This is a genomic window from Segeticoccus rhizosphaerae, assembly GCF_005222685.1.
GTDB classification, from domain to species: domain Bacteria; phylum Actinomycetota; class Actinomycetes; order Actinomycetales; family Dermatophilaceae; genus Segeticoccus; species Segeticoccus rhizosphaerae.
This window is the reverse complement of sequence record NZ_SWMA01000008.1, coordinates 92514-118117: the sequence shown is the minus strand read 5'-3', so window position 1 is coordinate 118117 and position 25604 is coordinate 92514. Positions and strand designations below refer to the sequence as shown.

Below are 25604 nucleotides of genomic sequence, written 5' to 3'. Positions count from 1 at the left end.
CAATGTCCCTCGTGGACCTGCCTATCGAACTTCCCGTCAGCCCCATGCTCGCGAAGGCCGTGAAGTCGGTGCCCGCGCCCGACTCGGTCGAGGGCGGGCTCTCCTACGAGCCGAAGTGGGACGGCTTCCGCTGCATCGTGCTGCGCGACGGCGACGACATTGAGCTCGCGAGCCGCGGTCAGAAGCCGCTCACCCGCTACTTTCCCGAGGTCGTCGAGGCCGTGCGTGAGCACCTGCCCCGCCGGTGCGCCGTCGACACCGAGGTCGTGGTGCGCGCGGGTTCCCCGGGCACCCAACGGCTCGACTGGGAGAGCCTGTCCCAGCGGGTCCACCCGGCGGCCTCGCGGATCGCCAAGCTCTCCCGCGAGACCCCGGCCGAGCTGGTCTGCTTCGACGTGCTGGCGCTCGACGACGAGAGCCTGCTGTCCGAGCCGTTCGAGGTGCGCAGGGCGCGGCTCGAGGAGGACCTCGCCGAGCTCAGCGGCACCCCGATCCACCTCACCCGGGTGACGCGCGACGCCGCGCTCGCGCAGGAGTGGTTCGAGGTCTTCGAGGGAGCCGGCCTCGACGGCGTGGTGGCCAAGCCGCTGCGCCTCCCCTACCAGCCCGGCAAGCGCACCATGCTCAAGGTCAAGCACAAGCGCACCGCCGAGGCCGTCGTCGTGGGCTACCGGGTGCACAAGTCGGGCCGGGGCGTCGGCTCGCTCCTGCTCGGCATGTATGACGACCAGGGGCGCCTGTTCAACGTCGGGGGCGTCTCGGCGTTCACGAATGCGCGGCGTCTCGAGCTGGTCGACGAGCTGGCACCGCTCACCGAGACCGACGAGGCGGGCGACCTGGTGCGCGGCGAGACCGACCGCTCGCGGTTCAGCGGCAACAAGGACGTGAGCTTCGTGCGTCTGCGGCCCGAGCGCGTGGTCGAGGTCGCGTTCGACCAGCTCGAGGGGCTCCGGTTCCGGCACGCGGTGACCTTCCTGCGGTGGCGGCCCGACCGCGATCCCCAGTCGTGCACGCTGGACCAGGTCGACCGCGCTCTCGCCTACGACCTGGGCGGGGTGCTGCAGGGCTGATCGCCGCCCGGTGTCGTGCCGGTCCCCGGGACCTCGGCGATGGGGCTCCTGTGCCCTCTCGGGACGGGTGGGCCGGAAGAGGCGTTGTGACGCCCCAAGCCGGTAAAGAGTTGCTCTGACAACGGTCAAGATTCGGTCAATTCCGAGCGCGGGCCAGCATCGGAGCACTCTGACGGCCTTGACGGCGCCCGGTCCGTGCCCCCACCTTGGCAGGAGTCCATCCCTGCCCTCGGGCGTCGAAGGAGACTCATGCACAAGCGTTTTCGTGCCACGGGCACGGTCCTGGCCATCGCCCTGACGGGGTCGCTGGTCACGGCGACCAGCGCCACCGCCTCACCGGCGTCGTCGGACGGTTCGCCCGCCACGACGAGGAGCGCGCGCGCCGCGGGCATCGACCGGGTGGGCGGCGCCTACATGGGCTGGTCTGCTGGCGCACACGGCGGACCGCAGTCGCAGGCCCCTGCCCGGCTGCTCGACCAGAGCTCGCTCACCTCTCGCTCCTCGACCACCGCTTCGGCCTCCAGCGCGACCTCCGGGGTGCAGGGGGTCGACGTGTCCAGCTGGCAGAAGAACGTCGACTGGCGGTCCCTGTGGAACGACGGATTCCGTTTCGCCTACGTCAAGGCCACCGAGGGCAACTACTACACCAACGAGTACTTCGGCCAGCAGTACAACGGCTCGGCCAACGCGGGCATGATCCGCGGCGCCTACCACTTCGCCAACCCCAGTGTCTCGTCCGGCTGGCGGCAGGCGCGGTACTTCTTCCGGCACGGGGGCAGCTGGTCCGGCGACGGCAGCACTCTGCCCGGCGTGCTCGACATCGAGTACAACCCGTACGGCGCGACCTGCTACGGCAAGACCAAGAAGCAGATGCGCAGCTGGATCTCGTCCTTCGTCCGCCAGTACAAGCAGTACACCGGGCGCGATGCGATCATCTACACCAACTACGACTGGTGGAGCCGCTGCACCGGCAACACCACCATGTTCAACGACACCAACCCGCTCTGGGTCGCGCGCTACGCCAGCACTCCTGGCACGCTTCCCGGTGGTTGGCCCTACTACACCTTCTGGCAGCACACGGCCACGCCGTTCGACCAGAACAAGTTCAACGGCAGCTACACCCGGCTGAAGGTGCTGGCCCGCGGCCGCTGACGCCCGCTCGTGCCGGACTACTTCCGGGCGCGGCTGGGCTGCACCCGTGGCGGCTCGCCCGGCATCTTGGGGTAGTCGGGCGGAAACGCCATTTCGCCCAGCCCGCGCTCGTGGACGTCCTTGTCCCACAGTGCGATCGCTGGCGTGATGTCGCCGACGGCCTCGTCGATGCCAGCCCACGCGTCGCCGTCCGCCGCCACGATGTCCGGGACCGTCCTGATCGTGAAGTCCGAGGCCGTCACATCCCGGAGCGACTCCCACCGGACCGGCATGGACACCGGTGCGCCGGGAAGGGGCCGGGGACTGTAGGCGGACGCGATGGTGCGGTCGCGGTTGGCCTGGTTGAAGTCGACGAAGATCTTCTCACCGCGCTCCTCCTTCCACCAGGCCGAGGTGACCAGATCCGGCATCCGGCGCTCCAGCTCGCGAGCGATGCCGATGACCCCGTGCCGGACGTCGAGGAACTCGTGCGTCGGCCGGATCCGGCAGTAGACGTGCAGGCCACGGTTGCCCGAGGTCTTGACCCAGGGAGTCAACGCCAGCTCCTCGAGCAGAGCCTTCAGCCCTTGCGCCGCCTCGACGGCGTCGGCGAGCCCGCGACCGGGCTGCGGGTCGAGGTCGATCCGCAGTTCGTCCGGATTGTCGTTGTCGGCGGTGCGGACCGGCCAGGGATGGAACGTCACGGTGTTCATCTGCACGGCCCACACCGCCGTCGCGACCTCGTCGATGACCAGCTGCGGGTGGGACCGTCCGGACGGATAGGTGCAGGTGGTGGTCCGGGCCCAGTCCGGCACGCCGCGGGGTGGGTTCTTGGAGAAGAACTCCTCCCCCTCGATGCCCGCCGGGAACCGCTGCAACGTCACCGGCCGGTCGCCCACGGCGCGCAGGAAACCCTCGTGCACCGACACGACATACTGCGCCAGGTCCCACTTGGTGAGACCCGTCTCCGGCCACATCACCCGGTCGGGGCTGGAGACGCGCACGTCCCTGACCACGCCGCCCGGTCCGGGCACCTGAAGCACCTGCGCCTTGCTCGCCATGACGGGGAGCCTAGCCCGGCCGCGCGCGTCAGAGGGGTGTCCTTTTCGCCGGCCCGGTAGCCTCGGGCCGTGGTCGACACGGTGTCCGGGCGCGCCCAGGAAGCGGTGCGCACCCTCAACCCGGGATACTTTGCGCTCGTCATGGCCAGCGGCATCATCTCGATCGGGATGAGGCTCAACGGCTTCCACGTCTTCTCGGTGGTGCTGTTGACCGTCTGTGCGATGGCATTCGTGGTGCTCATCGTGCTGACCGTCTGGCGGATCGTCGTCTACCGCAACGACTTCACCAACGACTTCACCGACCCTGCGAGAGGGTTCGGCTTCTTCACCTTCGTCGCCGGCACCAACGTGCTCGCCACGCGACTGTCCGTCGACGACTTCCACCTCGCCGCCGCGGTGCTGCTCGTCATCTCGTTCGTCGCCTGGCTGTTCCTCGGGTATGTCGTGCCGTGGACCTCCGCGCTCGGGCGCGCCGAGCGCCCGGTCACCCGTTACGCCAACGGCACCTGGTTCATCTGGGTGGTGGCCAGTCAGTCCGTGGCGACCGTGGCCGCGACCATCGAGCCCGAGTTCGACTCCGCGCGGCGCGAGCTGGCCCTGCTCGCCGTCATCTCCTGGTCGGTCGGGATCATCCTCTACGTCGCCGTCGGCGTGCTCGTGTCGATCCGGATGCTGACCTTCGCGCTGGCGCCGGAAGACCTCACCCCGCCCTACTGGGTCTCGATGGGTGCCCTGGCCATCACGGTCCTCGCGGGCGCGCGCATCGTCGAGATGGCCGACGCCCCGATGGTGGCCGCGACCCGCGGGTTGATCGCCGGGCTCGCGGTCGTCTTCTGGGCCTTCGCGACCTGGCTGATCCCGGTGCTGGTTGCGGCCGGCTGGTGGCGGCACGTCATACATCGCGTGCCGTTGCCCTGGGACGCCACCATCTGGAGCGTCATCTTCCCCCTGGGCATGTATGCCGTCGCCGGCATCTACCTGGGACAGGCCGACTCCCTGCCCGTGGTCGGCCACATCGGCAGCGCCGAGCTGTGGGTGGCGTTCGTGGCCTGGGTGGTCGCGGCGGTATCGATGCTGGTCCACCTGTGGCGCAGCATCGTGCGGCCGGCCACTGGCTGACCGGGTGCACCGCGTGCTCGCGGCAACCGGTTCGACCGGGCCCCAGAGTTTACCGAGCCTTGACCTTCGATCCCGTCGCGGTGATCACCCCCGGCCGTACAGTCGCAAGGTTGCGTCCCCCTGGCGAAAGGCTCCATCCATGTCGACGACTCCCCTGCTGCGCCGCCTGGCGTTCGCAGCCACCCCCCTGCTGGCCGTGACCGGCCTGGCGATCAGCGCGGCCCCCGCGCAGGCCGCCTCCACCTCGATGGTGATCTCCGAGGCGTTTGGCGGCGGCGGCAACTCCGGCGCGAAGTGGCTCAACGACTACGTCGAGCTGTTCAACACCTCGCAGCAGCCCGTCGACCTCTCCGGCTGGAAGGTCGCCTACTGGTCGAAGGGCCAGGAGAAGGGCACGGCGCCCTCCAGCACCACTGCGCTCAGCGGCACGGTCCAGCCGGGCACGCACTACCTGGTCCAGGAGGACGCGGGCGCCAACAACGCCGGCACGGCCGTGACGCTGCCAACACCCGACGCGACCGGCACCATCGCGATGTCCAGCTCGGGCGCGCGGGTCGCCGTCCTCGACGACGCGGGCAACACCGTGGACCTGCTCGGCTGGGGTGGTGCTGCGTACTCCGAGAGCGCACCAGCCCCGGGGACCGACAACACCACGTCCTCCACCCGGACCGCGGTCTGCTTCGACAGCGACAACAACGCCGCCGACTTCGCGAGCGTCGATCCCACACCGCGGAACTCGTCGGCGGCGGCGATCGACTGCACGACCCAGACGCCGCCCACCCTGACCACGGCCACCATCGCCGAGATCCAGGGCACCAGCCACCTCTCGACGCTCACGGGCAAGGCCGTCGAGGGCGTCAACGGTGTGGTGACCGCAGTCGGCCCCGACGGCTTCTGGATGCAGTCCACCACGCCCGATGACGACCCGGCGACGAGCGAGGGCATCTACGTCTTCACCCACGGCGACATCGACGTGGCCACGGGTGACGCGCTGACCGTCAAGGCCACCGTGCAGGAGTACCGCCCCGGCGGCAGCCGCACGGACAACCTCACCACCACCGAGCTGGTCGACCCGGACGTCACGGTCGACTCCACCCGCAACCCGTTGCCCGCACCGGTCCGGCTCGGCATCGACCGCGTCGCGCCGCAGCAGACCATCGAGCAGGGCGACCCCAGCAACGTCGAATACGACAGCGCAACGTTCGATCCCAGCAGCAGCGCGATCGACTTCTACGAGTCGATGGAGGGTATGCGTGTCGCCGTCGAGGACGCGGAGGCGGTCGGACCGACCAACTCCTACGGCGAGCTCCCGGTCGTGCCGGGGCAGAACGTCGACGCGGTCCGCAGCATCCACGGCGGGGTCGTCTACAGCGGCTACGACCACCCCAACGCGATGCGGGTCATCGTCACGACCCTCGACTCCGACGTCCGGATGCCGCGCGCCGACGTGGGCGATGTGCTCGGCGGCAGCACCGTGGGCGTGCTCGACTACAACTTCAGCAACTTCATGCTGGAGGCGACCTCGTTGGGCACCCTCGAGCCCGCCGGGTTGCAGCGTGAGGTGACGACGGCGCAGACCAACAACCAGCTCGCGGTCGCGACCTTCAACGTCGAAAACCTCGCACCGAGCAACCCGCAGTCCAAGTTCGTCCGGCTCGCGGCCCAGGTGGTGCACAACCTGAAGAGCCCGGACATCCTGGCGCTGGAGGAGATCCAGGACAACAACGGTGCGCAGGACGACGGAGTGGTCGACTCCACCACGACGGTCGACAAGCTGGTGGCGGCCATCAAGGCGGCCGGCGGCCCGGCATACGAGGCACGCTGGGTCAACCCCGAGAACGACCAGGACGGCGGCCAGCCGGGCGGCAACATCCGCTCGGTCTTCCTGTTCAACCCGGCGCGGGACGTCGCCTTCGTCGACCGCGCTCCGGGCGACGCCACCACCTCGACCGGGGTGGAGGGCAGCGGCGACGAGACCCACCTGACCCACTCCCCCGGCCGCATCGACCCGACCAGCAGCGTCTGGGAGGACTCGCGCAAACCGCTGGTGGGTGAGTTCACCTTCCGCGGCCGCACCGTCTTCGCCATCGCCAACCACTTCAACTCCAAGGGCGGCGACGACCCGCTCTTCGGCCGGTGGCAGCAGCCGGAGCGGTTCAGCGAGACGCAGCGCAACGGCCAGGCGCACGAGGTGCGGGCCTTCCTCGACCAGCTGATGACGCACGACCCGAACGCCCGGGTCGTCGTGCTCGGTGACCTCAACGACTTCGAGTTCAGCGACACGGCCGACATCCTGGTCGGCACCGACCCGGCGACGGAGCTGCTGGACCTGCCGCGAACCCTCCCGGCCGCGGAGCGCTACACCTACGTCTACGAGGGCAACAGCCAGGTGCTCGACCACATCATGATCAGCCCCGCGCTGACCGTGGCCCCTCCCGGCGCACTGCACCCGGCCTACGACTATGACGTGGTGCACACCAACGCCGAGTTCCACGACCAGGACTCCGACCACGACCCGCAGATCGTGCGACTGGCGATCCGGGGCGGCCTCGGCTGAGCCCGCGACTGACCTTCGACGACACCGGCCGGGAACGCATCGCCCCCGGCCGGTGTTGTGCAAGGTGAACCCGATGACCCGAGGAGGTCCGCGTTGACGACCGACCGCGCATATCCCATCACCAAGACCGACGAGCAGTGGCGCGAGGAGCTGACCCCGCAGGAGTATGCCGTGCTGCGCCGGGCCGCCACCGAGCGCCCGGGCGTCGGAGAATACGTCGACACCGAGACCGAGGGTGTCTACTCCTGCCGGGCCTGCGGCACCGAGCTGTTCCGCAGCGACACCAAGTTCCACAGCCACTGTGGCTGGCCCTCGTTCTACGCCCCACTGGCCGAGGACCGCGTCGACTACATCGAGGACAGCACCCTCGGCATGAAGCGCGTCGAGGTCCGCTGCGCATCCTGCGGTTCGCACCTCGGGCACGTCTTCGAGGGTGAGGGCTACGACACCCCGACCGACCAGCGCTACTGCATGAACAGCATCAGCCTTCGGCTCGAGTCGAAGGCCTGACCCGAGGCCACGAACCGGCCCCCGGAAGGCGTTCTATCCGACGCCTTCCGGGGGCCGCTCGCGTTCTCCCCGTCAGAGGTCGTACGCCGTCTTGTGCTTCGGCTGGTAGAGCAGGAGGTCGTCGGCGCCCGGCAGCTTCATCATGATCGTGAGCCCGAAACCGCTGTCAGACACCTCACCGGTGAACTCCGCCCCTCGCTCGGTCAGCTCGGCCACGGTCGCCTCGACGTCGTCGCACATCAGGCTGATCTGGTGGGCTCGGGGCGCCGAGTAGCTGCCCTGCCCCTCTTCGCCCGAGGTGGGATGGACCCCCAGCTCGCCGGGTCCGGTGTTGAAGATCAGCCAGCCCGGCTCGGAGCCGACGTCCTCCACGTGCGGCCACTGCAGCACGTCGCGCAGGAAGGCCCGCGTGGCCGGGGCGTCGTCGGAGTAGATGAGCGTGTGCACCGCACTGATCATGACGACACCGTATGCCGCCGCCGCCGGTCACGGGCTGGCGCGGGAATGGACCCGACGTCAGCCCCACCCCGCTACGGTCGGCGGATGAGCGAATCGACGGACACCCGGAAGGCCCTGGTCCCCACCACCGGCGCCGAGCAGCCGATGCTGCGGGGCTGGCTGGACTTCCACCGGCAGACCCTGCTGATGAAGTGCGCGGGCCTCAGCGACGAGCAGCTGAAGACCGCGTCGGCGCCACCATCCAATCTCACCCTGCTCGGGCTGGTGCGGCACATGGCCGAGGTGGAGCGCGGCTGGTTCCGCAACGGCCTGGCTGGGGCGGACCTCGGAGAGATCTACTGCACACCCGACGACGAGGAGAAGGACTTCGAGGACCTCGCAAACGCCTCCGTGGCGGACGATCTGAGGACCTTCGACGCGGAGTGCCGGGCCGCGGACGAGGCGGTGGCGGGGATGGACCTCGACCACGCTTTCACCGACGACGGGCACGGACCCTTCTCACTGCGGTGGGTCTACCTGCACATGATCGAGGAGTACGCCCGGCACAACGGGCACGCTGACCTGATCCGCGAGCGGATCGACGGCGCCACCGGCCACTGACCGCGGCCCCACGCTGGCTTGTTGCTGGGAGGAGGCGTCACATCTGACGCCTCCTCCCAGCAACAAGTGGGGTGGGTGGGGCCGGCGGTCAGGGGAGGGCGTCGACCAGGGCCGCGACCTCGACCCGGTGACCGCTGTAGAACGGCACCTCGAGCCGGACGTGTCGCCTCGTCTCCGAGGCGCGTAGGTGCCGCATCAGGTCGACGATCCGGGACATGTCGTCGGCCTCGAACGCGAGCACCCACTCGTAGTCGCCGAGCGCGAACGCGGCGATGGTGTTGGCCCGCACGTCGGGGTAGGCCCGCGCCAGCTGACCGTGCTCGGCCAGCAGCGCCCGCCGCTCCTTGTCATCGAGCAGGTACCAGTCGTAGGAGCGCACGAACGGGTAGACCGCGATGAAGTCCTTCGGGTGCTCGTCGGTGAGGAACGCCGGGATGTGCGACTTGTTGAACTCGGCCGGACGGTGCAGCGCGGCGTTGGACCACACCGGCCGCAGCTGCGCCCCCAGCGTGGTGCGGCGCAGCCGCTGGAACGCGCCCTGCAGCTGCTCGATGCGCTCGGCGTGCCACCAGACCATGAAGTCGGCGTCGGCGCGCAGTCCCGCGACGTCGTAGACCCCGCGCACCACGACGTCCTCTGCGGCGAGGTCGGCGAAGAGCGTCTCGACCTCGCCGGCCAGCTTCGCCCGGTCCTCGGGCAGCGGCCCGTCCACCTTGAAGACGGACCACATGGTGTAGCGGAGGGTGTCGTTGATCTCGCGGATCTGGGAGGCGGAGGGCTTCGGGCTCATGAGGTCATTGTCCCTCGGTCGCGGGCACGGAGCGCAGGTGGGTGAGCAACGTCTCTGCGGCACTGCGACCGGAGCCGATGCACGCCGGTATGCCGACCCCGTCGTAGGCGGCTCCGCAGACCTCCAGACCGGGCAGGTCCGCGACGCCCTCGCGGATCGTGGCCACGCGCTCCACGTGCCCGACGGCGTACTGCGGCAGGGCGCCTCCCCAGCGCTGGACCCGGCTGTCGACCGGCGCGGGCAGCACCGCGCCGAGCGCTTCGGAGAGGTCCCGGCGGGCGCGGGCGACCAGCTCCTCGTCCGGGCGCTGCAGGTCGGCCACCTCACCGTGCCGGCCGATCGAGGCTCGCAACAGCACCACCCCCTGCTCGGCGCCGGCGTCCGCGACCCAGCGCCACTTGGCGGCGCTGAACGTGGCCGCCTTGATCGTGTGGCCCTCGACCGGCGGCACGAGGAACCCTGACCCGGGCAGGTCCGGGACCGTCGCCGCGGGCAACGCGAGGGTGACGATCGCCATCGAGGCGTAGTCGACCTGAGCCAGCGCATCCGCCGCCAGCGGCGCGTGGTCGCGCAGCAGCCTGGCCGCGGGTGCCGCGGGGGTGGCGAGCACGACTCCGTCGACGTCCCACGCGACCGGTGCCGGCACGGGCCCGGCGACCACCCGCCAGCCGGAAGGGGTCCGCTCCACCCGGCGCACGATGGCGCCGCTCTCGATCCGCACGCCCCTGGCCGACAGGAGCTCGGCCAGCCGCTGGGGCAGCACGGCGATTCCGCCCACGAGGCCCGCGAAGACCGGGGCCTGGTTGCCCACCGCGGCGACCGCCGCGCGCTCGGCAGCCCTGAGCAGCGAGTCGCCGCGGGTCGCGGCCTGCCAGAGCGGCGCCACGGTCGCGTGCAGCGAGAGCTGCCGCGCGTGCCCGGCGTAGACACCGCCGAGCAGCGGCTCGACCAGCCGGTCGACGACGGCATCACCGACTCGTCCGGCCACGAAGTCGCCGACGGACAGGTCCTGCTCGATCGGCGAGAAGCGCTGCTGCGCCTCGCTTTCGGCGCGTGCCACCTCGTCATCGGAAAGCAACCCGCGCGCCGTGCCCGGACTGGCCGGCACGCCCATCAGCGTCCCCTTGGGCATCGGGTGCAACCTGCCCCGCGACCAGATCGACGCACCCACCGGCTCAGGGTGGACGAGCCGGTCGGCCAGGCCGAGCTCCTCGACCAGGCCGACCGCCTCCGGCCGTCGCGCGAGCATCGACTCGGCGCCGACGTCGATCGACACGCCTGCGACCGTGGCGCGCCGCAGCTTGCCGCCGACCTCGTCCCCCGCGTCCAGCACCGTGATCTGCAGGGTGGGATCGGCCCGGATGAGTTCCCAGGCGGCCGTCAGCCCGCTGATCCCGCCACCCACGACCGCGACCGCTGCACCCATGGCGTCAGGTTCTCACGAGACCGACTCGTGTCCGGGTCGTGACGACATCGAGACCGCCGATGTGGATCCGACTCGCCCCGGCGTCCCTCCAAGTCCTGACGGCACGCACACCGGACAAGGAGAGCGGTCATGATCAGGACACATCGACGGACCTCGGCGCTGGTTGCCGCCGCAGGTCTGTGCACGTTGCTCGTCGCCGGCTGCAGCGGGGACGGCGGGTCCCGCTCCAGCGCGGGCGTGGCCGATCAGAGCGGTGGCGGCTCCGCGCGTTCCGCGACCTCCCCCCGGAGCGGGCCCGAGCTCGCCGGGCCAAACTCGGTCGGTTCGGTCGGCTCGGGCGACGCCAGCCCGACCGCCGAGCAAGCGGTCGACATCGCCCAGTCCGACCGCAAGCTGATCCGCACCGCCGACCTGACCATCCGCGTCGACCAGGTCAAGCAGTCGGTGGCCCGGGTGCACCGGATCCTGGCGGCTGCCCAGGGTTACGTGGTCGACGAGCAGGTCGGCGGGGACGATGACCTGCGCACCTCGCCGAGCCGCGACTTCGGCGGGCGCGCGACCATCACCCTGGCGGTGCCGGCCGAACGGCTCGACACCGTGTTGGGTCAGCTCGCCGACGTCGGCACGGTGACCGAGCGGACCACCAGCAGCACCGACGTCACCAAGGACTACGTCGACACCGCCAGCCGGATCACGACGATGCAGACCAGTGTCGACCGGTTGCGGCGGCTGATGAGGGACGCGGCCGACCTCGACCAGATCACCCAGCTCGAGTCGGCGCTCACCACCCGTGAGGCGACCCTGGAGTCGCTGAAGTCCCAGATGTCCAGCCTGAAGACGCAGGTCGCCATGTCGACGGTGACCGTGACGTTGAGCACCACGGCGGTGCCGGTGGAGCCGGCCCCGGCCGGACCCAGCGGATTCGTCGAGGGGCTGTCGGCCGGCTGGCACGCCTTCGTCTCGGCGGCCGCGGCCGTCGTCACCGTGCTGGGCGTGCTGGTGCCGTTCATCGCGCTCGTGCTCGTGGTCGGCATGCCGGTGCTGTTCTGGCTGCGCCGGCGCCGCACCGCGACGGTCAGCGGCGGGAGCACTCCTGCACCAGCGCCGTGACCCGGGTCAGGACGTCCGGGTCGGTGGCCGGCAGCACCCCGTGGCCGAGGTTGAAGATGTGGCCCGGCGCGGCCAAGCCCTCCTGCACGATGGCTCGGACCTTCGCCTCGAGGGCCTCCCACGGTGCGAACAGCAGCGCGGGATCCAGGTTGCCCTGCACGGCATACCGGCCGTCGAGCCGGGCCAGTGCATCGGTGAGTGACAGTCGGTAGTCCACACCGACGACCTCGGCGCCCGCCGCGCCCATCGACGCGAGCAGCTCGCCGGTGCCGACCCCGAAGTGGATGCGCGGCACGTCGAGGTCGGCCACGGCCGCGAGCGCAGACGCCGCGTGCGGCTGGGCGAACTGCTCGTAGTCGGCGCGCGGCAGCGCTCCCACCCAGGAGTCGAACAGCTGCACCGCCGAGGCCCCGGCCTGTGCCTGGACCCGGAGGAAGGATCCGGAGATCTGGGCCAGCCGCGACCCAAGGTCGTGCCAGAGAGTGGGGTCGCCGTGCATCAACGCCTTGGTGTGCTCGTGGTTCTTCGAGGGTCCGCCCTCCACGAGGTAGGAGGCGAGGGTGAACGGTGCGCCGGCGAACCCGATCAGCGGCGTCGGCCCCAGCTCGGCGACGAGGAGCTCGACGGCTCGGGTGATGTCGGGCACCAGGTCGGGGGTCAGCTCGGGCAACCGGTCGAGGTCCTTGCGCGTGCGGAAGGGCTCGGCCACGACCGGGCCCACACCGGGGACGATGTCGAGGTCCACCCCGACCGCGGCCAACGGCACCACGATGTCGCTGAAGAAGATCGCGGCGTCAACTCCGTGCCGTCGCACCGGCTGCAGGGTGACCTCGGCGACGAGGTCGGGCGTGCGGCACGCCTCCAGCATGGGGACGCCCTCCCGCAGCGCGCGGTACTCCGGCAGTGAGCGCCCGGCCTGCCGCATGAACCACACCGGCGTGTGCGTCACCGCCTCACCGCGGGCGGCACGGACGAGGGCGCTGTCACGGGGACTGGGGGCAGCAGGGGGGGTCACGGGCCGATCCTCGCACGCGACCCGGGGCGGCCGACCGGGCGCATCGGGTCGGCCCATCCGGCGTGGCCTACCCGCCTCGGGCAACGTGCCGACATACCCTGCTGCTGTGGCAACGCGAAGCGTCAGCGACGCCCCTCCCGAGTTCACGCAGGCCCTGCTCGATCTGCGTGGCGCGCGGTTGCGCCCCGAGGTCCGCCTCACCGAAGTGCCTGCGCCCACCCGCATCGCGCCGTATGCCGTGGCCCTCACCGCCGAGGTGGTCGCCACCGGCGATGCCGACGATGGTGACGAGCTCGCTTCGGGGCGGTTCGTGCTGCTGCACGACCCATCCGCTCCGGAGCCGTGGGAGGGTGTCTGGCGCGCGGTGACATTCGCGCGCGCCGAGCTCGAGCCCGAGGTGGCGACCGACCCGATGCTCGGCGCCGTCGGCTGGTCCTGGCTGGTGGACAGCCTGGGCGCGCGGGACATCGGCTACACCGCGGAGGCGGGCACCGTGACCCGCGTCGTCTCCGAGAGCTTCGCCGGCCTGGCCGATCGCGAGCCCACCGTCGAGATGGAGGTGCGCGCGTCCTGGACGCCGGTGGGTCAGGACCTGGGCGGGCACCTGTCCGCGTGGGTCGACCTGTTGTGCACGATCGCGGGGCTTCCACCCCTGCCCGACGGCGTCACCGCGCTGCCTGGTCAGCGCCGATGACCCCGCTGCGCGACGCAGGAGCCGGGAAGGCGCCGACCAACAGCCAGGACAGCACGGCGACCGAGTCCGACCACGAGTCCGATCATGAGCCCGAACACGAACCCGCCGAGGCGGAGACCCCGCTGGTCCCCCTCGACGAGCCGGCCGACGGCGTGCCCGACGTCGTCACCGACGAACGCCGACTCGTCGCCGTTGCGGACGCGCTCGCGCGGGGCAGCGGCCCGGTGGCGCTCGATGCCGAGCGGGCCTCCGGTTACCGCTACGGCCAACGCGCCTACCTCGTGCAGATCCGCCGCGCCGGGTCCGGCACCTTCCTGATCGACCCGATCGCCTGCCCCGACCTCGGGCCGGTCGCCGAGGTGATCGGACCGCAGGAGTGGATCCTGCACGCGGCGACCCAGGACCTGCCCTGCCTCGCCGAGGTCGGCCTCACGCCGACGCGGCTGTTCGACACCGAGCTCGGAAGCCGGCTGGTGGGCCTCCCCCGGGTCGGCCTGGCCGCGGTCGTCGCGCACTACCTCGGGCTGAGCCTGGCCAAGGAGCACTCCGCGGTCGACTGGTCCACCCGCCCGTTGCCTGAGCCGTGGCTGCGCTATGCCGCGCTGGACGTCGAGGTGCTCGTGGAGGTGCGCGACAGGATCGCGGCCGACCTCGAGGCGCAGGGCAAGACCGAGTGGGCGACCCAGGAGTTCGAGGCGTTGACCCACTTCACCGGCCCCCGGGTGCGCCTGGACCCGTGGCGGCGCACGTCGGGGATGCACCGCATCCGCAACCGCCGGGGAGCTGCCCTCGTGCGCGAGCTGTGGCAGACCCGCGAAGCGATCGCCCAGGAGCGCGACACCGCACCCGGCCGGGTGCTGCCCGACGCGCTGATCATCGACCTGGCTACCCGGGCGCCGCGGGCCGCGGCCGACCTCGCCACCGGGCGAGTGCACAAGGGGGTCCGCCGCTACCAGCGGCAGTGGCTCGACGCCATCCACCGTGCGCTCCGCCTGCCCGAGCAGGACCTGCCTCCCCTGACGATCAAGAGCGACGCTCCCCCGCCCGCTCGATCGTGGGCCGACCGCGAGCCGGTCGCCGCCGCACGGCTGGCCGAATCCCGTGAACTGCTGGGGAAGTTCGCGGACGAGCACCACGTGCCGGTTGAGAACCTGCTCACGCCCGACCTGCTCCGCCGGGTGCTCTGGACACCCCCGGCGGAGCCCACGCCCGAGGCCGTGCGCGCCGCGCTGGACCAGCTCGGCGCTCGCCCGTGGCAGGTCGACATCGCCGCGCCGGTGATCTGCGCCGCCTGCGAGCACCACCCCTCGTGATGCCGTCGACCCCTCGTGTGGATCTTCGTGAGCGGGGTCACGACGGGGTCGCCTGACCAGCGGGGTTACTGACGAGTAGCCTCAGGGCGACCCGACATCGAACCCCGCGGATCCTCGCCGAGAAGATCGTCGTCCACGGCGAGGTCGACAAGCCGCTCAACAAGGGCCGGGTCGGCGCCGACGCGGCGCGCCGCCTCAAGGGACTGGCCACGGGCTCCGCGAGCAAGGACGGCTTCGCCGAGGCGGACTTCGTCATCGAGGCGGTCTTCCAGGATCTGTCCGTCAAGCAGGAGGTCTTTGCGCAGGTCGAGGCGGTCGTCGGACGGGAGTGCGTCCTCGCGACCAACACCTCGTCCCTCTCCGTCACCGAGATGGCCTCCCGGCTGACCCATCCGGAACGCGTGGTCGGCTTCCACTTCTTCAACCCCGTCGCGGTCATGCCGTTGCTCGAGGTCGTCAGCGGCGGGCAGACCGACGAGGCGACGCTGGCCACGGCCTTCGCCACCGGCAAGGTGTTGAAGAAGACCCGGATCCTGGTCCGGCACTCCCCCGAGGGCCGGCCCGCGCCCGATCCGGAGGTGCTGGCCCTGCTGGAGCAGCCGACGCGGCCGGGTGGTCCTCACGCCGGAGCAGGTGCGCGAGCAGGTGCTGTCGGCCCTCGCTGACGAGGCGCGACGGATGCTGGACGAGGGAGTCGTGGACAGCCCGATGGACCTGGACCTCGCGATGATCACCGGCGCCGGGTTCCAGTTCTGGAACGGCGGGCTCACTCCCCTGCGCGACCGTACCGGGATCGCCGAGAAGGTCTGCGGTCAGCGTTTCCTGCCTCCGGGAGTGGCCAACGTCACCTGCTGAGGCGCGCCGACGCGCCGATGCGCGTTTGTCGAAATATCTCACATGTGATCTACAGTGGGGCGCATGAATGAGGACTACCTTGGCCGCATCGGCACGCTCATCCGGGACGCCCGGCGCCATCAGAACCTCACCCAAACGGAATTGGCGGATCTGCTCAGGACCAGCCAGAGCGCGATCGCCCGCATCGAGCAGGGCAAGCAGAATCTCAGCCTTGAGATGCTGGCGCGGATCGGTGAGAAGCTGGACTCGGAGTTCGTCGCCGTCGGCTCGACCGTCCCGCAGAACCTGCGGATCGACGGAGGGGTCCAGCTGGATGGCGAGATCGACGTGCGGACCAGCAAGAACGCCGCCGTCGCCCTGCTGTGCGGCTCGCTGCTCAACAAGGGCAGGACGACGCTGCGCAACCTGGCCCGGATCGAGGAGGTCAACCGCATCCTCGAGGTCCTCGCGAGCATCGGGGTCCGCACCCGCTGGCTGCCCGACAGCAACGACCTGGAGATCGCCCCGCCCGAGCGCCTCAACCTCGAGGCGATGGACGAGGCGGCAGCCCGGCGCACCCGGACCATCATCATGTTCCTCGGCCCGCTCCTGCACGAGTTCACCGAGTTCAGCCTGCCCTACGCCGGCGGCTGCGACCTGGGGGTCCGCACCGTCGAGCCGCACATGTCCGCACTGCACCAGTTCGGCCTCGACGTGACCGCCACCCACGGCGCCTACCACGCCCACGTCGACCGTGCCGTGACCCCGCAGCGCGCCATCGTCCTCACCGAACGCGGTGACACCGTGACCGAGAACGTCCTTTTCGCAGCTGCCCGGTGGGAGGGCACCACGGTCATCCGCAACGCCAGCCCCAACTACATGGTGCAGGACCTCTGCTTCTTCCTGCAGCAGCTCGGGGTCACGATCGAGGGCATCGGCTCGACCACCCTCACCGTGCGGGGCGTGAAGGAGATCGACGTCGACGTCGAGTACTCCCCGTCCGAGGACCCGATCGAGGCGATGAGCCTGCTGGCGGCGGCGGTCGTCACCGAGTCGGAGATCACCATCAGACGGGTCCCGATCGAGTTCATGGAGATCGAGCTCGCGCTGCTCGAGGGCATGGGGATGAAGTACGAGCTGACCCCCGAGTATCCCTCCGCCAACGGCCACACCCGGCTGGTCGACCTGCGCACCATCCCGGGACCGCTCACCGCGCCCCTGGACAAGGTCCACCCGATGCCCTTCCCGGGCCTCAACATCGACAACCTGCCGTTCTTCGCGATCATCGCGGCGTGCGCCCAGGGGTCGACCATGATCCACGACTGGGTCTACGAGAACCGCGCCATCTACCTCACCGAGCTGACCAAGGTGGGCGCCAAGGTGCAGCTGATGGACCCGCACCGCGTGATGATCGAGGGGCCGACGCGTTGGCGCGCCGCGGAGGTCATCTGCCCGCCGGCCCTGCGCCCCGGCGTGGTCATCCTGCTCGCGATGCTGGCTGCGCCGGGCACTTCTGTGCTGCGCAACGTCTATGTGATCAACCGCGGCTATGAGGACCTGGCCCTGCGGCTCAACGCGCTCGGGGCCGGCATCCAGACCTTCCGCGACATCTGAGTCGGCGCCGATAGCGTGGGAGTGTGATCCCGCCCGCGCGCCGAGCCCACCGCCCGGCTCCGACCTTCCTCGACCAGGACGGGCCGATCGCCATGGCTCATCGCGGGTTCTCCCTCGACGGCCACGAGAACTCCATGTCGGCCTTCGCCGCAGCGGTCGACCTCGGTTACCGCTACGTGGAGACCGACGTCCACGCCACCAGCGACGGTCGGCTCGTCGCGTTCCACGACGCGACGCTCGATCGTGTCACCGACGCGCTCGGCGCGATCGCGGAGCTGCCCTGGCGCGAGGTGACGCTCGCGCGCATCGGCACGAGCGAGCCGATCCCGCTCTTCGAGGACCTGCTCGGCACCTGGCCGCAGCTGCGGGTCAACGTCGACGTGAAGTCGAGGGCCGCGGTGCAGCCGCTCGTCCAGGCGATCGAGCGCACGCGGGCGCACGACCGGGTGCTGGTGGCCTCGTTCTCCGACCGCAGCCGCCGGGCGGTCCTGCGGCGGTTGTCGGCGCCCGTCGCCACGTCGGGCGGTCCGACCACGGTGGCGGCCTTCCGGACCGCGTCGATGGCCGGCCGTACACGCCTCGCCGGGCGCGCGCTGCGCGACGTGGACTGCCTGCAGCTGCCCGAGTCCTTCGGACGCCTTCGCGTCGTCACCCACCGGACGGTCGCGCACGCCCACCGCGCAGGGGTCCAGGTGCATGTCTGGACGGTGAACGAGACCGAGGACATGCATCGCCTGCTCGACCTCGGCGTCGACGGCCTCATCACCGACCGCGCCGACCTGCTGCGCGACGTGCTGCGCGACCGTGGCGCCTGGCCCGGCTGACGCGAGGCCGCTGCCGCGTCACTCAGGGGAAGCCTGCACGGGCGCCTGACACATGGAGTGGGCGGCAAGTATGTCGTGCAGCCACACCGCCGCACGCGCCCGTCGTCCCTACTGTGCTGACCATGTCAGAGCCAGAAGGCCCCGCGCCGCTCGCCGGTCGACGTGCCCTCGTCACCGGCGCGGCCAGCGGGATCGGTGCGGCGTGCGTGGCGCACCTGCTGGCGCAGGGCGCCCACGTCATCGCGCTCGACCGTGACCTGGTGGGCCTCGAGTCGCTCGACGGGCCACCGGACCGGTTGGACCGACTCACCTGCGACCTGGCGGACCTCGACGGACTCGCCGCGCTGCCCCAGGACGTGGAGATCCTGGTCAACAACGCCGGCATCCAGCACATCGCCCCGGTGCAGGACTTCCCACCCGACCGGTTCGACCAGATCCTCGCGATCATGCTGCAGGCACCGTTCCGGCTGATCCGCCAGGTGCTGCCGCACATGTACGACCGGGAGTGGGGCCGAATCGTCAACGTGTCCAGCGTGCACGGACTGCGAGCGAGCGAGTTCAAGGCCGCCTACGTCGCGGCCAAGCACGGGCTCGAGGGGCTGTCAAAGGTGGTGGCCATCGAGGCCGGTGCGCACGGCGTCACCAGCAACTGCGTCAACCCCGCCTACGTGCGCACACCCCTCGTCGAAGGACAGGTCGCCGACCAGGCCGCCAGCCACGGCATCTCCGAGGAGGAGGTTCTCGAACGGATCATGCTCGAGCCGGTGGTGGTCAAGCGCCTCGTCGAACCGCGCGAGGTGGCGGACCTCGTGGGCTTCCTGTGCGGACCGTCGGCGGCCTCGGTGACCGGCTCGTCATACGTCATGGACGGCGGATGGACAGCGCGCTGACTCGTGCCGCCACCACCTTAGGATCGGCAGGATGCCAGCGCCCCCTCATATCGTGACCGGACCCGCCGATGAGCCCGAGCCACCGTCGCGCACCCTCCTGCGCCTCCTGGCGGCCGGGGCACGACCTGAGCAGCTCGCGGCCGTCGAGGGAGACGCCGAGGCCCGGGAGGACGCCCTGGTCGTCCGTGGCGTCTTCGACGCCCACCGGAGACGCGAGTCCGAACTGGCCGCCCTGGTGGACACGGCTCGCGACCTGGCCGCCGCGCAGGATCCTGCCGGCGTGCTCGAGGCGATCGTCCGTCGGGCGCGCGCGCTGCTCGGCACCGACGTCGCCTACCTGACGCTCTACGACCCCGCCCGGGGCGACACCTTCATGCGGACCACGGACGGTTCGGTGTCGATCGCGTTCCAGAACGTGCGGCTCAGCCTGGGTGACGGCCTCGGTGGCCTGGCCGCCTCCACCCACAAGCCCTACTGGACGGCCGACTACATGGCCGACGGGCGGTTCAACCACACCAGGTCCATCGACGGGGCCGTCAACGACGAGGGCCTCGTCGCGATCTGCGGCACCCCGCTGCTCGTGGAGGAGGCGTTCGTCGGCGTGCTCTTCGCCGCCAACCGCACCCCGCGACCCTTCACCCGCGAGGAGGTGGCCCTGCTCGGTTCGCTCGCCGCGCTCGCGGCCGTGTCGCTCGTCCAGACTCGGGCGGCGGCGGAGACCACCCAGGCCCTGGCGGCGCTGTCCGCCGCCCACGAGACGGTGGGCCGCTACACCGCCGGGGTCGAGCGGGCCGCCGCCGCCCACGACAGCTTCACCAAGATCGTCCTGGCAGGAGGTGGGGTGGAGGACCTCACGGCCGCGCTCGGCGACCTGCTGGACGCCTCGGTCACCTTCCTCGACGCCGAGAGCACCGACGACACGTGCCCGCCGTCCATGCTCGACGTGGTCAGCGCCACACATGCCACCGGCCGGCTCGCCCACGACGGTTCCCGTTGGGCCGTCACCGTGTCCGCGGGACCGGAGGTGCTGGGGACTCTCGTGCTCGAGCGAGGCGGCGACCTCGACGACGCGGACGAACGCACCATCGAGCGCGCCGCGCTCGTCACCGCTTTGATCCTGCTGTTCGCGCGGGCCGAGGCGGACGCCGAGCAGCGTGCCTCGTCCGACCTTGTCGCCGACCTGATGACCGGACGGGGCGATCTGGCGAGCCGGACCGCTCGGGCCCGGGGCCGCCGGCTGGACCCCGACGAGCCCCACGTCGTGCTGGTGGTGCGCGGCGCCGGCGACCAGCCGCGCCGGTCCCTCGTGCTGTCCACCCAGAGCGCCCTCGACGGCGCCGGCCTGGTCGGAGAGCACGACGGAGACGTCGTCGCCGTCATCGGCGCCGGCGAGGCCGGGCCGCCTGCTCGGCAGGTGGCCCAGCGGCTCGGCCGCCGAGCCCGCGTGACGGTCGGCGCGGCCGGACCGACCAGCGAGCTCGCTGCTCTCCCCGACCTGCACGCCGAAGCCGCCCGGACCGTGGCCGCCTTGACCGCGCTCGGCCGTGAGGGCGACGGCGCCGCGGCGGCAGACCTGGGGTTCGCGGGGCTGGTCGTGGGGAGCTCCCCGCAGATCGGGCTGTTCGTCGACACGGTCCTCGGCCCGGTGGCCGACTACGACAGACGGCGCAGGACGGAGCTGCTGACCACCCTGGAGGCCTACTTCGCCGCAGGTTGCAGCCCGCGCCACGCGGCCGACTCGCTGCACGTGCACGTCAACACGGTCGCGCAGCGGATCGAACGGATCAGCGCCCTGCTCGGCAGCGACTGGCAGCAGCCGGAACGTTCACTGGAGATCCAGCTGGCCCTACGTCTGCGCCGGCTGCTTCCCGACGCCTGACACCCGCGCGATCGCTGCGGCGACCTGGCCCGCGCCAAGGCGGCCGAGCACCACGCTGTAGTGGTTCGTGCCCGGTATCCCGGTGACCCGGACGTCCTCCGGCAGCCGGAGCGCGGCGAGCCGCTGCTCGTCATACAGGCCCCGCGGCTCGTCCAGCAGGCCGCGCTGCGCCCAGAGGAACTCGACAGGGATGCCGGCACCGGCCGCGGTCCGTGCACCGGCGTGGACCTCCGCGTCGAAGAGCACGTCCGCGCCGTCCGCCCGCACGGCATCGAGCACGCAGGTGCTCGCCAGGGCGCCTCCTTGGGACACCAGGTCGTGCATCAGGTAGGCCTGCAGCGCACCGCCGGCCGGACCGTCGAACAACGGCCCGAGCGCCGGGTGCTCGCGCCAGAAGTCGAGGTAGGCGTCGGCATCGGCGAACCGCATCGACAGTCGCTCCATCACCGGGCCGATGACGGCCTGCAGTGCCGCGTCCACGTCCAAGTCGGGTGGGACCGGGAAGGCGAACCCGCCGTCCACCAGCACCACCGAGCGCACCCGGTCAGGGTGGCGCGCTGCGGCCAGGGCGGCGACGAAGGCGCCCATCGAATGGCCGACCAGCGTGAAGTTCTGGGCGCCGAACGCGTCGGCCATGGCGAGCACGTCGTCGACGTGGGCGGGAAGTCCCCACGGGCCGGTGACATCGCGGCTGCCCGCCCTGCCGCGCAGGTCGGGAGCCAGGAAGCGGGTCGGCCCGGCGCTCGTCCGGCCGAGCGCTGACGCGACCGGCTGCCAGGTCAGGCCGTTGGCCGTGATCCCGTGCAGCGCCAGGACCACGTTGGGGGTGGCCGCGCCCTCGAGCAGCACCGCAGGAGAAGTCAGGTCGTGCACGTCCAGTCCACCGCCCGGCACCTCCACCCGGTATCGGTCCCGCAGCTCAACGTCCGACATCCAGACCTCCCTTGCGCCAGACCCCGGTGACCCCACCGGGTGCGAACTACGCCACGAGACCAAGCAGGACCCCGAGCACGAACAGTGCTGGTGACAGCGGCACCCGCAGCACGCTCGGCAGCTGCTCGACGCGTCGACGCGTGCGGCGAAGCGGGACCGGACCCTCTGCGCAGCGAAACTACGTGAGGAGAGAGGCCGGTTCGGTGGGCCCGGCAGCCATAGCTGCGTGGGGAGCTATGTGCTCAGGACACGGGCGGGGTCAACGCCCTTGTCAGGGAGGTGGCGATGGCGTCGGGAGTGAGGCCGACCTCGTCGAGCACCTGACTGCGGGAGGCGTGTGAGAGGAAGCGCTTGGGTATGCCGTGACAGTGCACCGGCTGGGACAACCCGGCTGCGCGCAGGGCCTGGGTCACGGCCGAGCCGATGCCTCCGGAGACGAGGTTGTCCTCGATCACCGCCACAGCACCGGCGCCCGCGGCCAGCTGCACCAGGTCCTCGCTCACAGGCAGGACCCAACGGGGATCGACCGCGGCAACGGAAAGGCCCTGGGCCTCGAGCTTCTCGGCGACTGCGACCCCGACCTGTGCCATCGACCCGACTCCCACGACGAGCAGGTCCACCTCGTCGCGCGCCGCCGGGTGGAGGACGTCCACGCTGCCGTGGGTCGCCACCGCGTCGATGGGGTCGGCCACGTCGCCCTTGGGGAAGCGCAGCACCGTCGGTGCATCGTCGACGTCGATCGCCTCGCGCAGCAGCAGCCGCACCTGTCGGCCGTCGCGCGGGGCAGCAAGCCGGAGGCCGGGAACCACGGAGGTGAGCGTCATGTCCCACATGCCGTTGTGTGACGGGCCGTCGCTGCCGGTCACACCGGCCCGGTCGAGGACGAAGGTCACCCCGGCGTGGTGCAGGGCGCAGTCCATGAGCAGCTGGTCGAAGGCACGGTTGAGGAAGGTCGAGTAGACGGCGACCACGGGGTGCAGTCCGCCGAAGGCCAGGCCGGCGGCCATCGTCGTGACGTGCTGCTCGGCGATGCCGACGTCGAAGACCCGGTCGGGGTAGCGCGCGGCGAACCCGTCGAGCCCGACCGGGATCAGCATGGCCGCGGTGAGTGCCACCACGTCCTCGCGCTCGGCGCCGATGGCGCACATCTCGTCGTTGAACTCGTCGGTCCAGATCCGGCCGCCCGCCTCGAACGGCAGACCGGTCTCGGGGTTGATGACGCCGACCGCGTGGAACTGGTCGGCCTCGTCGTGCTCCGCGGGCGCGTAGCCGCGCCCCTTCTGGGTGAGGACGTGCACGAGGACCGGGCCGCCGTAGGCGCGGGCCTTGCGCAGGGCGCTCTCGACCGCCTGCTCGTCGTGTCCGTCGACGGGCCCGAGGTACTTGAGCCCGAGGTCCTCGAACATCCCCTGCGGCGCGACGATGTCCTTCAGGCCCTTCTTCATGCCGTGCAGGGTGTCGTAGACGGCCGGGCCGAGCACCGGTGTGCGGTTGAGCCGGTTGCGGCCCCAGGCCAGGAACCGCTCGTAGCCCTTGGTGGTGCGCAACGTCGCCAGGTGGTCAGCGAGGCCGCCGGTGGTCGGCGCGTAGGACCGCTCGTTGTCGTTGACCACGATGACGAGCGGCAGGTCCTTGTCCACCGCGATGTTGTTGAGCGCCTCCCACGCCATCCCGCCTGTGAGGGCACCGTCACCGATGACCGCGACCGTATGACGTTCGCGCTCCCCGCGCAGTCGGTGCGCCTTGGCGATGCCGTCGGCCCACGACAGCGACGTCGACGCGTGCGAGTTCTCCATCACGTCGTGCTCGGACTCCGCACGTGAGGCGTAGCCCGACAGTCCGCCCTGCTTCTTCAGCTTGCTGAAGTCATGCCGGCCCGTGAGCAGCTTGTGGACGTAGGTCTGGTGGCCCACGTCGAAGACGATCGTGTCGCGGGGTGACTCGAAGACGCGATGCAGCGCGATGGTGAGCTCGACCACGCCGAGGTTGGGCCCGAGGTGTCCCCCCGTCCGGCAAACCGAGTCGATGAGGAACTCGCGGATCTCCTTGGCGAGGCCGTCGAGCTGGTCGGGCGACAGGGCCCGGAGATCATCCGGCCCGTTGATCGATGCGAGCACACCCACGATGGTGACAGTCCTTCCGCGACGGCGACTCCCGAGTGTAGATCAGAGCCGGGGTATGTACTGCTTACCCCGAAGGGCGTCCTGCAGTAGTCGGGCGCTTCGCGCCGCCCCCCTCAACCGTAGGCCCTCGGCCTCGAGGTTCTCGAGGACCTGCTCCAGACCGTCGGCCGGCAGCACGTCGCCCAGCTCCACCCGGGCCTGCCGGTAGGCCTCGCGCATGGCGGCCAGCTGGGCGTCGACGTGGCGCACGGTCACCCAGGCGAGGGCCACCGGGTGGCGGCGCCACGCGGCATACGCGCGGTAGTCGGGTGGGCAGTGGTCGAGCAGCCACGAGGCGGCGGCAGGCTGCCACCCCGGGGCACCCGGTGGCGGCACCGCGGCCGGCCAGCCGGGAGGGGTCGCGCTCACGCCTCCAGTCTGCGGGCTCCTACCGACAGGGCCCCAACCGGACATGCCGGATCCGCGAAACCGCGGAAAACGCACGCGCCCGGCACGCTCGCGGTCGATCTGGCCCCAGCCCGGTGACCACTCAGGTGCGATCGGACAGGTAGCTGACAGGTCGGCCGGGGAAATGGGCCCGCCACTCATCCGACAACCGTCGCGGCACGCCCGGCACCCCGACCTCACGCATGACGTCCACGATCCGGCGCAGGGTCTGGTCCGGACTCACGAAGATGCCGGACGAGATCACCGTCACCCGACGCCACTTCCCCCTGTCGAGGTCCTCCCGCCGGTAGATGTCGGACTCCCAGGTGGCGTCGTCCTGCACGTGGTGCCTGCCGTCGTACTCGATCGCGAGCCGGTGGTCCGGGAACGCCAGATCGAACCGAAATCGCCACGAGCCGTCGGGCCACCGGATGACGTGGTTGACGGTTGGCTCGGGCAGTCCGGCCAGGACCATCAGCATGCGCAGCCGCGTCTCCATGGGAGAGTCCACACCGGCTCGGACGAACCTGGCCGCACGCCGCGCGCGCACGGCGCCGGGCCCGTGCCAGTCGTCGGCCGCCTCGACCAGGTCGTGGGGCACGACCCGCTTCGACTTGACCAGGCTGTCACCCAGCACCACCAGGTCGACCAGCCCCATGGCCGAGGCCAGCTCGAGGAAGGACCGAGCAGGCGTGGACACCCGGACCCCGCTGTCGATGATGACGGCGCCTACGGGGGTGCGCTCCGAGGTGACAGCGTGGTGCAGGTCCGCGCACTCGTGCGAGCGGATCCCTTGTCGCTGGCACCGGGTCGACCCCGGGGCCGCACACACGTGGATGAGCGGCTGGTCCGGGACGACACCTCCCCAGATCCTCGCCGCGGTGAAGTGGCTGGCGTGCGAACCAGTCGGCGACACCAGGAGCGCAGCCGCCGCCTCGATCATCGGCGTCGGAGGGACGGCGGCATCGACATAGACCCCCCAGACGATCCGTCGAAAGTTCCCATTCGTCAGGGCACGCCTGCTGATCCCGGAGCTCAACGCCTGCGCCCTCGTGAACGGCTTCGAGGTGTCCAAGCGGGGCTCTGACGCGACGACAGTCTCCTGAAGGGGCACGACTCAGCGTCGCGCAGACGGCCCGGGTCCCGCAGACGTCGTCCACAGCCCCGGCCCATGCGCACCGGGCACGATTCGCGAAACCGCGGAAAACGCACGCACATCGGCCCGC

At 71.0% G+C, this 25604-nt stretch carries 24 protein-coding genes; 15 read left to right on the top strand and 9 right to left on the bottom strand.

Annotated elements, in window-relative coordinates; all coding sequences use genetic code 11:
• Window positions 1-2: 2 nt before the first annotated feature.
• Together FCN22_RS08480 and FCN22_RS08475 are read left to right on the top strand one after the other, a co-directional pair.
• On the top strand, window positions 3-1070 hold the full coding sequence (locus tag FCN22_RS08480) for an ATP-dependent DNA ligase (RefSeq protein ID WP_137121105.1): 1068 nt from the start codon (window positions 3-5) through the stop codon (window positions 1068-1070).
• A 249-nt stretch (window positions 1071-1319) separates the two neighbouring features.
• The gene (locus FCN22_RS08475) at window positions 1320-2222 is read left to right on the top strand and encodes a lysozyme (protein ID WP_137121104.1); all 903 of its coding nucleotides are present in this window, start codon (window positions 1320-1322) and stop codon (window positions 2220-2222) included.
• Between the two features lie 17 nt (window positions 2223-2239).
• Here the strand turns inward: FCN22_RS08475 and ligD are convergent, their stop codons facing one another.
• Window positions 2240-3262 carry a non-homologous end-joining DNA ligase gene (gene ligD, locus FCN22_RS08470; RefSeq protein ID WP_137121103.1) on the bottom strand — a complete coding sequence of 341 codons (1023 nt, stop codon included), beginning with the start codon at window positions 3260-3262 and terminating at the stop codon, window positions 2240-2242.
• Window positions 3263-3331: 69 nt separating this feature from the next.
• On the opposite strand from ligD, the gene FCN22_RS08465 reads away from it, so the two are divergent.
• From FCN22_RS08465 to msrB, 3 genes are all read left to right on the top strand, one after another.
• Entirely contained in the window at window positions 3332-4381 is a 1050-nt protein-coding gene (locus FCN22_RS08465) for a tellurite resistance/C4-dicarboxylate transporter family protein (RefSeq protein ID WP_238384608.1), read from the top strand.
• A gap of 139 nt (window positions 4382-4520) precedes the next feature.
• Window positions 4521-6938, top strand: a complete 2418-nt coding sequence (locus tag FCN22_RS08460) for a DUF8508 domain-containing protein (RefSeq protein ID WP_137121102.1) — start codon at window positions 4521-4523, stop codon at window positions 6936-6938.
• Window positions 6939-7031: 93 nt separating this feature from the next.
• A complete protein-coding gene (msrB, locus tag FCN22_RS08455; RefSeq protein WP_137121101.1) occupies window positions 7032-7448 on the top strand; it encodes a peptide-methionine (R)-S-oxide reductase MsrB in 417 nt (138 codons plus the stop codon).
• A gap of 72 nt (window positions 7449-7520) precedes the next feature.
• Here the strand turns inward: msrB and FCN22_RS08450 are convergent, their stop codons facing one another.
• Complete coding sequence (locus tag FCN22_RS08450) at window positions 7521-7907, bottom strand: VOC family protein (RefSeq protein ID WP_137121100.1); 387 nt, start codon at window positions 7905-7907, stop codon at window positions 7521-7523.
• 84 nt (window positions 7908-7991) lie between these two features.
• Between FCN22_RS08450 and FCN22_RS08445 the strand changes: the two genes are divergently transcribed.
• Complete coding sequence (locus FCN22_RS08445) at window positions 7992-8507, top strand: DinB family protein (protein WP_137121099.1); 516 nt, start codon at window positions 7992-7994, stop codon at window positions 8505-8507.
• Between the two features lie 88 nt (window positions 8508-8595).
• Here FCN22_RS08445 and hemQ read toward each other — a convergent pair whose 3' ends face one another.
• A complete protein-coding gene (hemQ, locus tag FCN22_RS08440) occupies window positions 8596-9297 on the bottom strand; it encodes a hydrogen peroxide-dependent heme synthase (RefSeq protein ID WP_137121098.1) in 702 nt (233 codons plus the stop codon).
• A gap of 4 nt (window positions 9298-9301) precedes the next feature.
• On the bottom strand, window positions 9302-10723 hold the full coding sequence (hemG, locus tag FCN22_RS08435) for a protoporphyrinogen oxidase (RefSeq protein WP_137121097.1): 1422 nt from the start codon (window positions 10721-10723) through the stop codon (window positions 9302-9304).
• 129 nt (window positions 10724-10852) lie between these two features.
• On the opposite strand from hemG, the gene FCN22_RS08430 reads away from it, so the two are divergent.
• On the top strand, window positions 10853-11833 hold the full coding sequence (locus FCN22_RS08430; protein ID WP_137121096.1) for a DUF4349 domain-containing protein: 981 nt from the start codon (window positions 10853-10855) through the stop codon (window positions 11831-11833).
• Here the strand turns inward: FCN22_RS08430 and hemE are convergent.
• Window positions 11799-12905, bottom strand: a complete 1107-nt coding sequence (hemE, locus tag FCN22_RS08425; RefSeq protein ID WP_137121095.1) for a uroporphyrinogen decarboxylase — start codon at window positions 12903-12905, stop codon at window positions 11799-11801. The genes FCN22_RS08430 and hemE overlap by 35 nt on opposite strands.
• A 49-nt stretch (window positions 12906-12954) precedes the next feature.
• Between hemE and FCN22_RS08420 the strand changes: the two genes are divergently transcribed.
• The 8 genes from FCN22_RS08420 (at window position 12955) to FCN22_RS08390 (ending at window position 20896) form a co-directional block, all read left to right on the top strand.
• A complete protein-coding gene (locus tag FCN22_RS08420) occupies window positions 12955-13542 on the top strand; it encodes a DUF3000 domain-containing protein (protein ID WP_238384607.1) in 588 nt (195 codons plus the stop codon).
• A complete protein-coding gene (locus FCN22_RS08415) occupies window positions 13539-14855 on the top strand; it encodes an HRDC domain-containing protein (protein ID WP_137121093.1) in 1317 nt (438 codons plus the stop codon). Before FCN22_RS08420 ends, FCN22_RS08415 begins: the two co-directional genes overlap by 4 nt.
• A gap of 68 nt (window positions 14856-14923) precedes the next feature.
• Entirely contained in the window at window positions 14924-15520 is a 597-nt protein-coding gene (locus tag FCN22_RS08410; protein WP_338016642.1) for a 3-hydroxyacyl-CoA dehydrogenase family protein, read from the top strand.
• Complete coding sequence (locus tag FCN22_RS22675; protein ID WP_338016641.1) at window positions 15489-15710, top strand: hypothetical protein; 222 nt, start codon at window positions 15489-15491, stop codon at window positions 15708-15710. The genes FCN22_RS08410 and FCN22_RS22675 overlap by 32 nt, the downstream gene beginning before the upstream one ends.
• 63 nt (window positions 15711-15773) lie before the next feature.
• Complete coding sequence (locus FCN22_RS08405) at window positions 15774-17303, top strand: helix-turn-helix domain-containing protein (RefSeq protein WP_137121092.1); 1530 nt, start codon at window positions 15774-15776, stop codon at window positions 17301-17303.
• 23 nt (window positions 17304-17326) lie between these two features.
• Window positions 17327-18127 (top strand): glycerophosphodiester phosphodiesterase family protein, encoded by an 801-nt coding sequence (locus tag FCN22_RS08400; RefSeq protein ID WP_338016640.1) that lies wholly within the window; start codon window positions 17327-17329, stop codon window positions 18125-18127.
• Window positions 18128-18249: 122 nt separating this feature from the next.
• Complete coding sequence (locus FCN22_RS08395; protein WP_137121091.1) at window positions 18250-19017, top strand: 3-hydroxybutyrate dehydrogenase; 768 nt, start codon at window positions 18250-18252, stop codon at window positions 19015-19017.
• 52 nt (window positions 19018-19069) lie between these two features.
• On the top strand, window positions 19070-20896 hold the full coding sequence (locus FCN22_RS08390) for a helix-turn-helix domain-containing protein (RefSeq protein ID WP_238384606.1): 1827 nt from the start codon (window positions 19070-19072) through the stop codon (window positions 20894-20896).
• Here FCN22_RS08390 and FCN22_RS08385 read toward each other — a convergent pair.
• From FCN22_RS08385 to FCN22_RS08370, 4 genes are all read right to left on the bottom strand, one after another.
• Entirely contained in the window at window positions 20864-21829 is a 966-nt protein-coding gene (locus FCN22_RS08385) for an alpha/beta fold hydrolase (RefSeq protein ID WP_137121089.1), read from the bottom strand. The genes FCN22_RS08390 and FCN22_RS08385 overlap by 33 nt on opposite strands.
• Before the next feature lie 242 nt (window positions 21830-22071).
• Window positions 22072-23952: a 1-deoxy-D-xylulose-5-phosphate synthase gene (gene dxs / locus FCN22_RS08380; protein WP_137121088.1), complete on the bottom strand. Its 1881-nt coding sequence runs from the start codon at window positions 23950-23952 to the stop codon at window positions 22072-22074.
• Window positions 23953-23994: 42 nt separating this feature from the next.
• Complete coding sequence (locus tag FCN22_RS08375) at window positions 23995-24360, bottom strand: hypothetical protein (protein ID WP_238384605.1); 366 nt, start codon at window positions 24358-24360, stop codon at window positions 23995-23997.
• A gap of 121 nt (window positions 24361-24481) precedes the next feature.
• The gene (locus tag FCN22_RS08370) at window positions 24482-25453 is read right to left on the bottom strand and encodes a hypothetical protein (RefSeq protein WP_238384604.1); all 972 of its coding nucleotides are present in this window, start codon (window positions 25451-25453) and stop codon (window positions 24482-24484) included.
• Between the last annotated feature and the right edge of the window lie 151 nt (window positions 25454-25604).

Excerpts from the sequence above, each read along its gene's own strand:
- FCN22_RS08480 (WP_137121105.1), top strand. The coding sequence starts at position 3 with ATGTCCCTCGTGGACCTGCCTATCGAACTTCCCGTCAGCCCCATGCTC.
- FCN22_RS08475 (WP_137121104.1), top strand. The coding sequence starts at position 1,320 with ATGCACAAGCGTTTTCGTGCCACGGGCACGGTCCTGGCCATCGCCCTG.
- ligD (WP_137121103.1), bottom strand. The coding sequence starts at position 3,262 with ATGGCGAGCAAGGCGCAGGTGCTTCAGGTGCCCGGACCGGGCGGCGTG.
- FCN22_RS08460 (WP_137121102.1), top strand. The coding sequence starts at position 4,521 with ATGTCGACGACTCCCCTGCTGCGCCGCCTGGCGTTCGCAGCCACCCCC.
- FCN22_RS08450 (WP_137121100.1), bottom strand. The coding sequence starts at position 7,907 with ATGATCAGTGCGGTGCACACGCTCATCTACTCCGACGACGCCCCGGCC.
- FCN22_RS08445 (WP_137121099.1), top strand. The coding sequence starts at position 7,992 with ATGAGCGAATCGACGGACACCCGGAAGGCCCTGGTCCCCACCACCGGC.
- hemQ (WP_137121098.1), bottom strand. The coding sequence starts at position 9,297 with ATGAGCCCGAAGCCCTCCGCCTCCCAGATCCGCGAGATCAACGACACC.
- hemG (WP_137121097.1), bottom strand. The coding sequence starts at position 10,723 with ATGGGTGCAGCGGTCGCGGTCGTGGGTGGCGGGATCAGCGGGCTGACG.
- FCN22_RS08430 (WP_137121096.1), top strand. The coding sequence starts at position 10,853 with ATGATCAGGACACATCGACGGACCTCGGCGCTGGTTGCCGCCGCAGGT.
- hemE (WP_137121095.1), bottom strand. The coding sequence starts at position 12,905 with ATGGGCCGACCCGATGCGCCCGGTCGGCCGCCCCGGGTCGCGTGCGAG.
- FCN22_RS08415 (WP_137121093.1), top strand. The coding sequence starts at position 13,539 with ATGACCCCGCTGCGCGACGCAGGAGCCGGGAAGGCGCCGACCAACAGC.
- FCN22_RS08405 (WP_137121092.1), top strand. The coding sequence starts at position 15,774 with ATGAATGAGGACTACCTTGGCCGCATCGGCACGCTCATCCGGGACGCC.
- FCN22_RS08395 (WP_137121091.1), top strand. The coding sequence starts at position 18,250 with ATGTCAGAGCCAGAAGGCCCCGCGCCGCTCGCCGGTCGACGTGCCCTC.
- FCN22_RS08385 (WP_137121089.1), bottom strand. The coding sequence starts at position 21,829 with ATGTCGGACGTTGAGCTGCGGGACCGATACCGGGTGGAGGTGCCGGGC.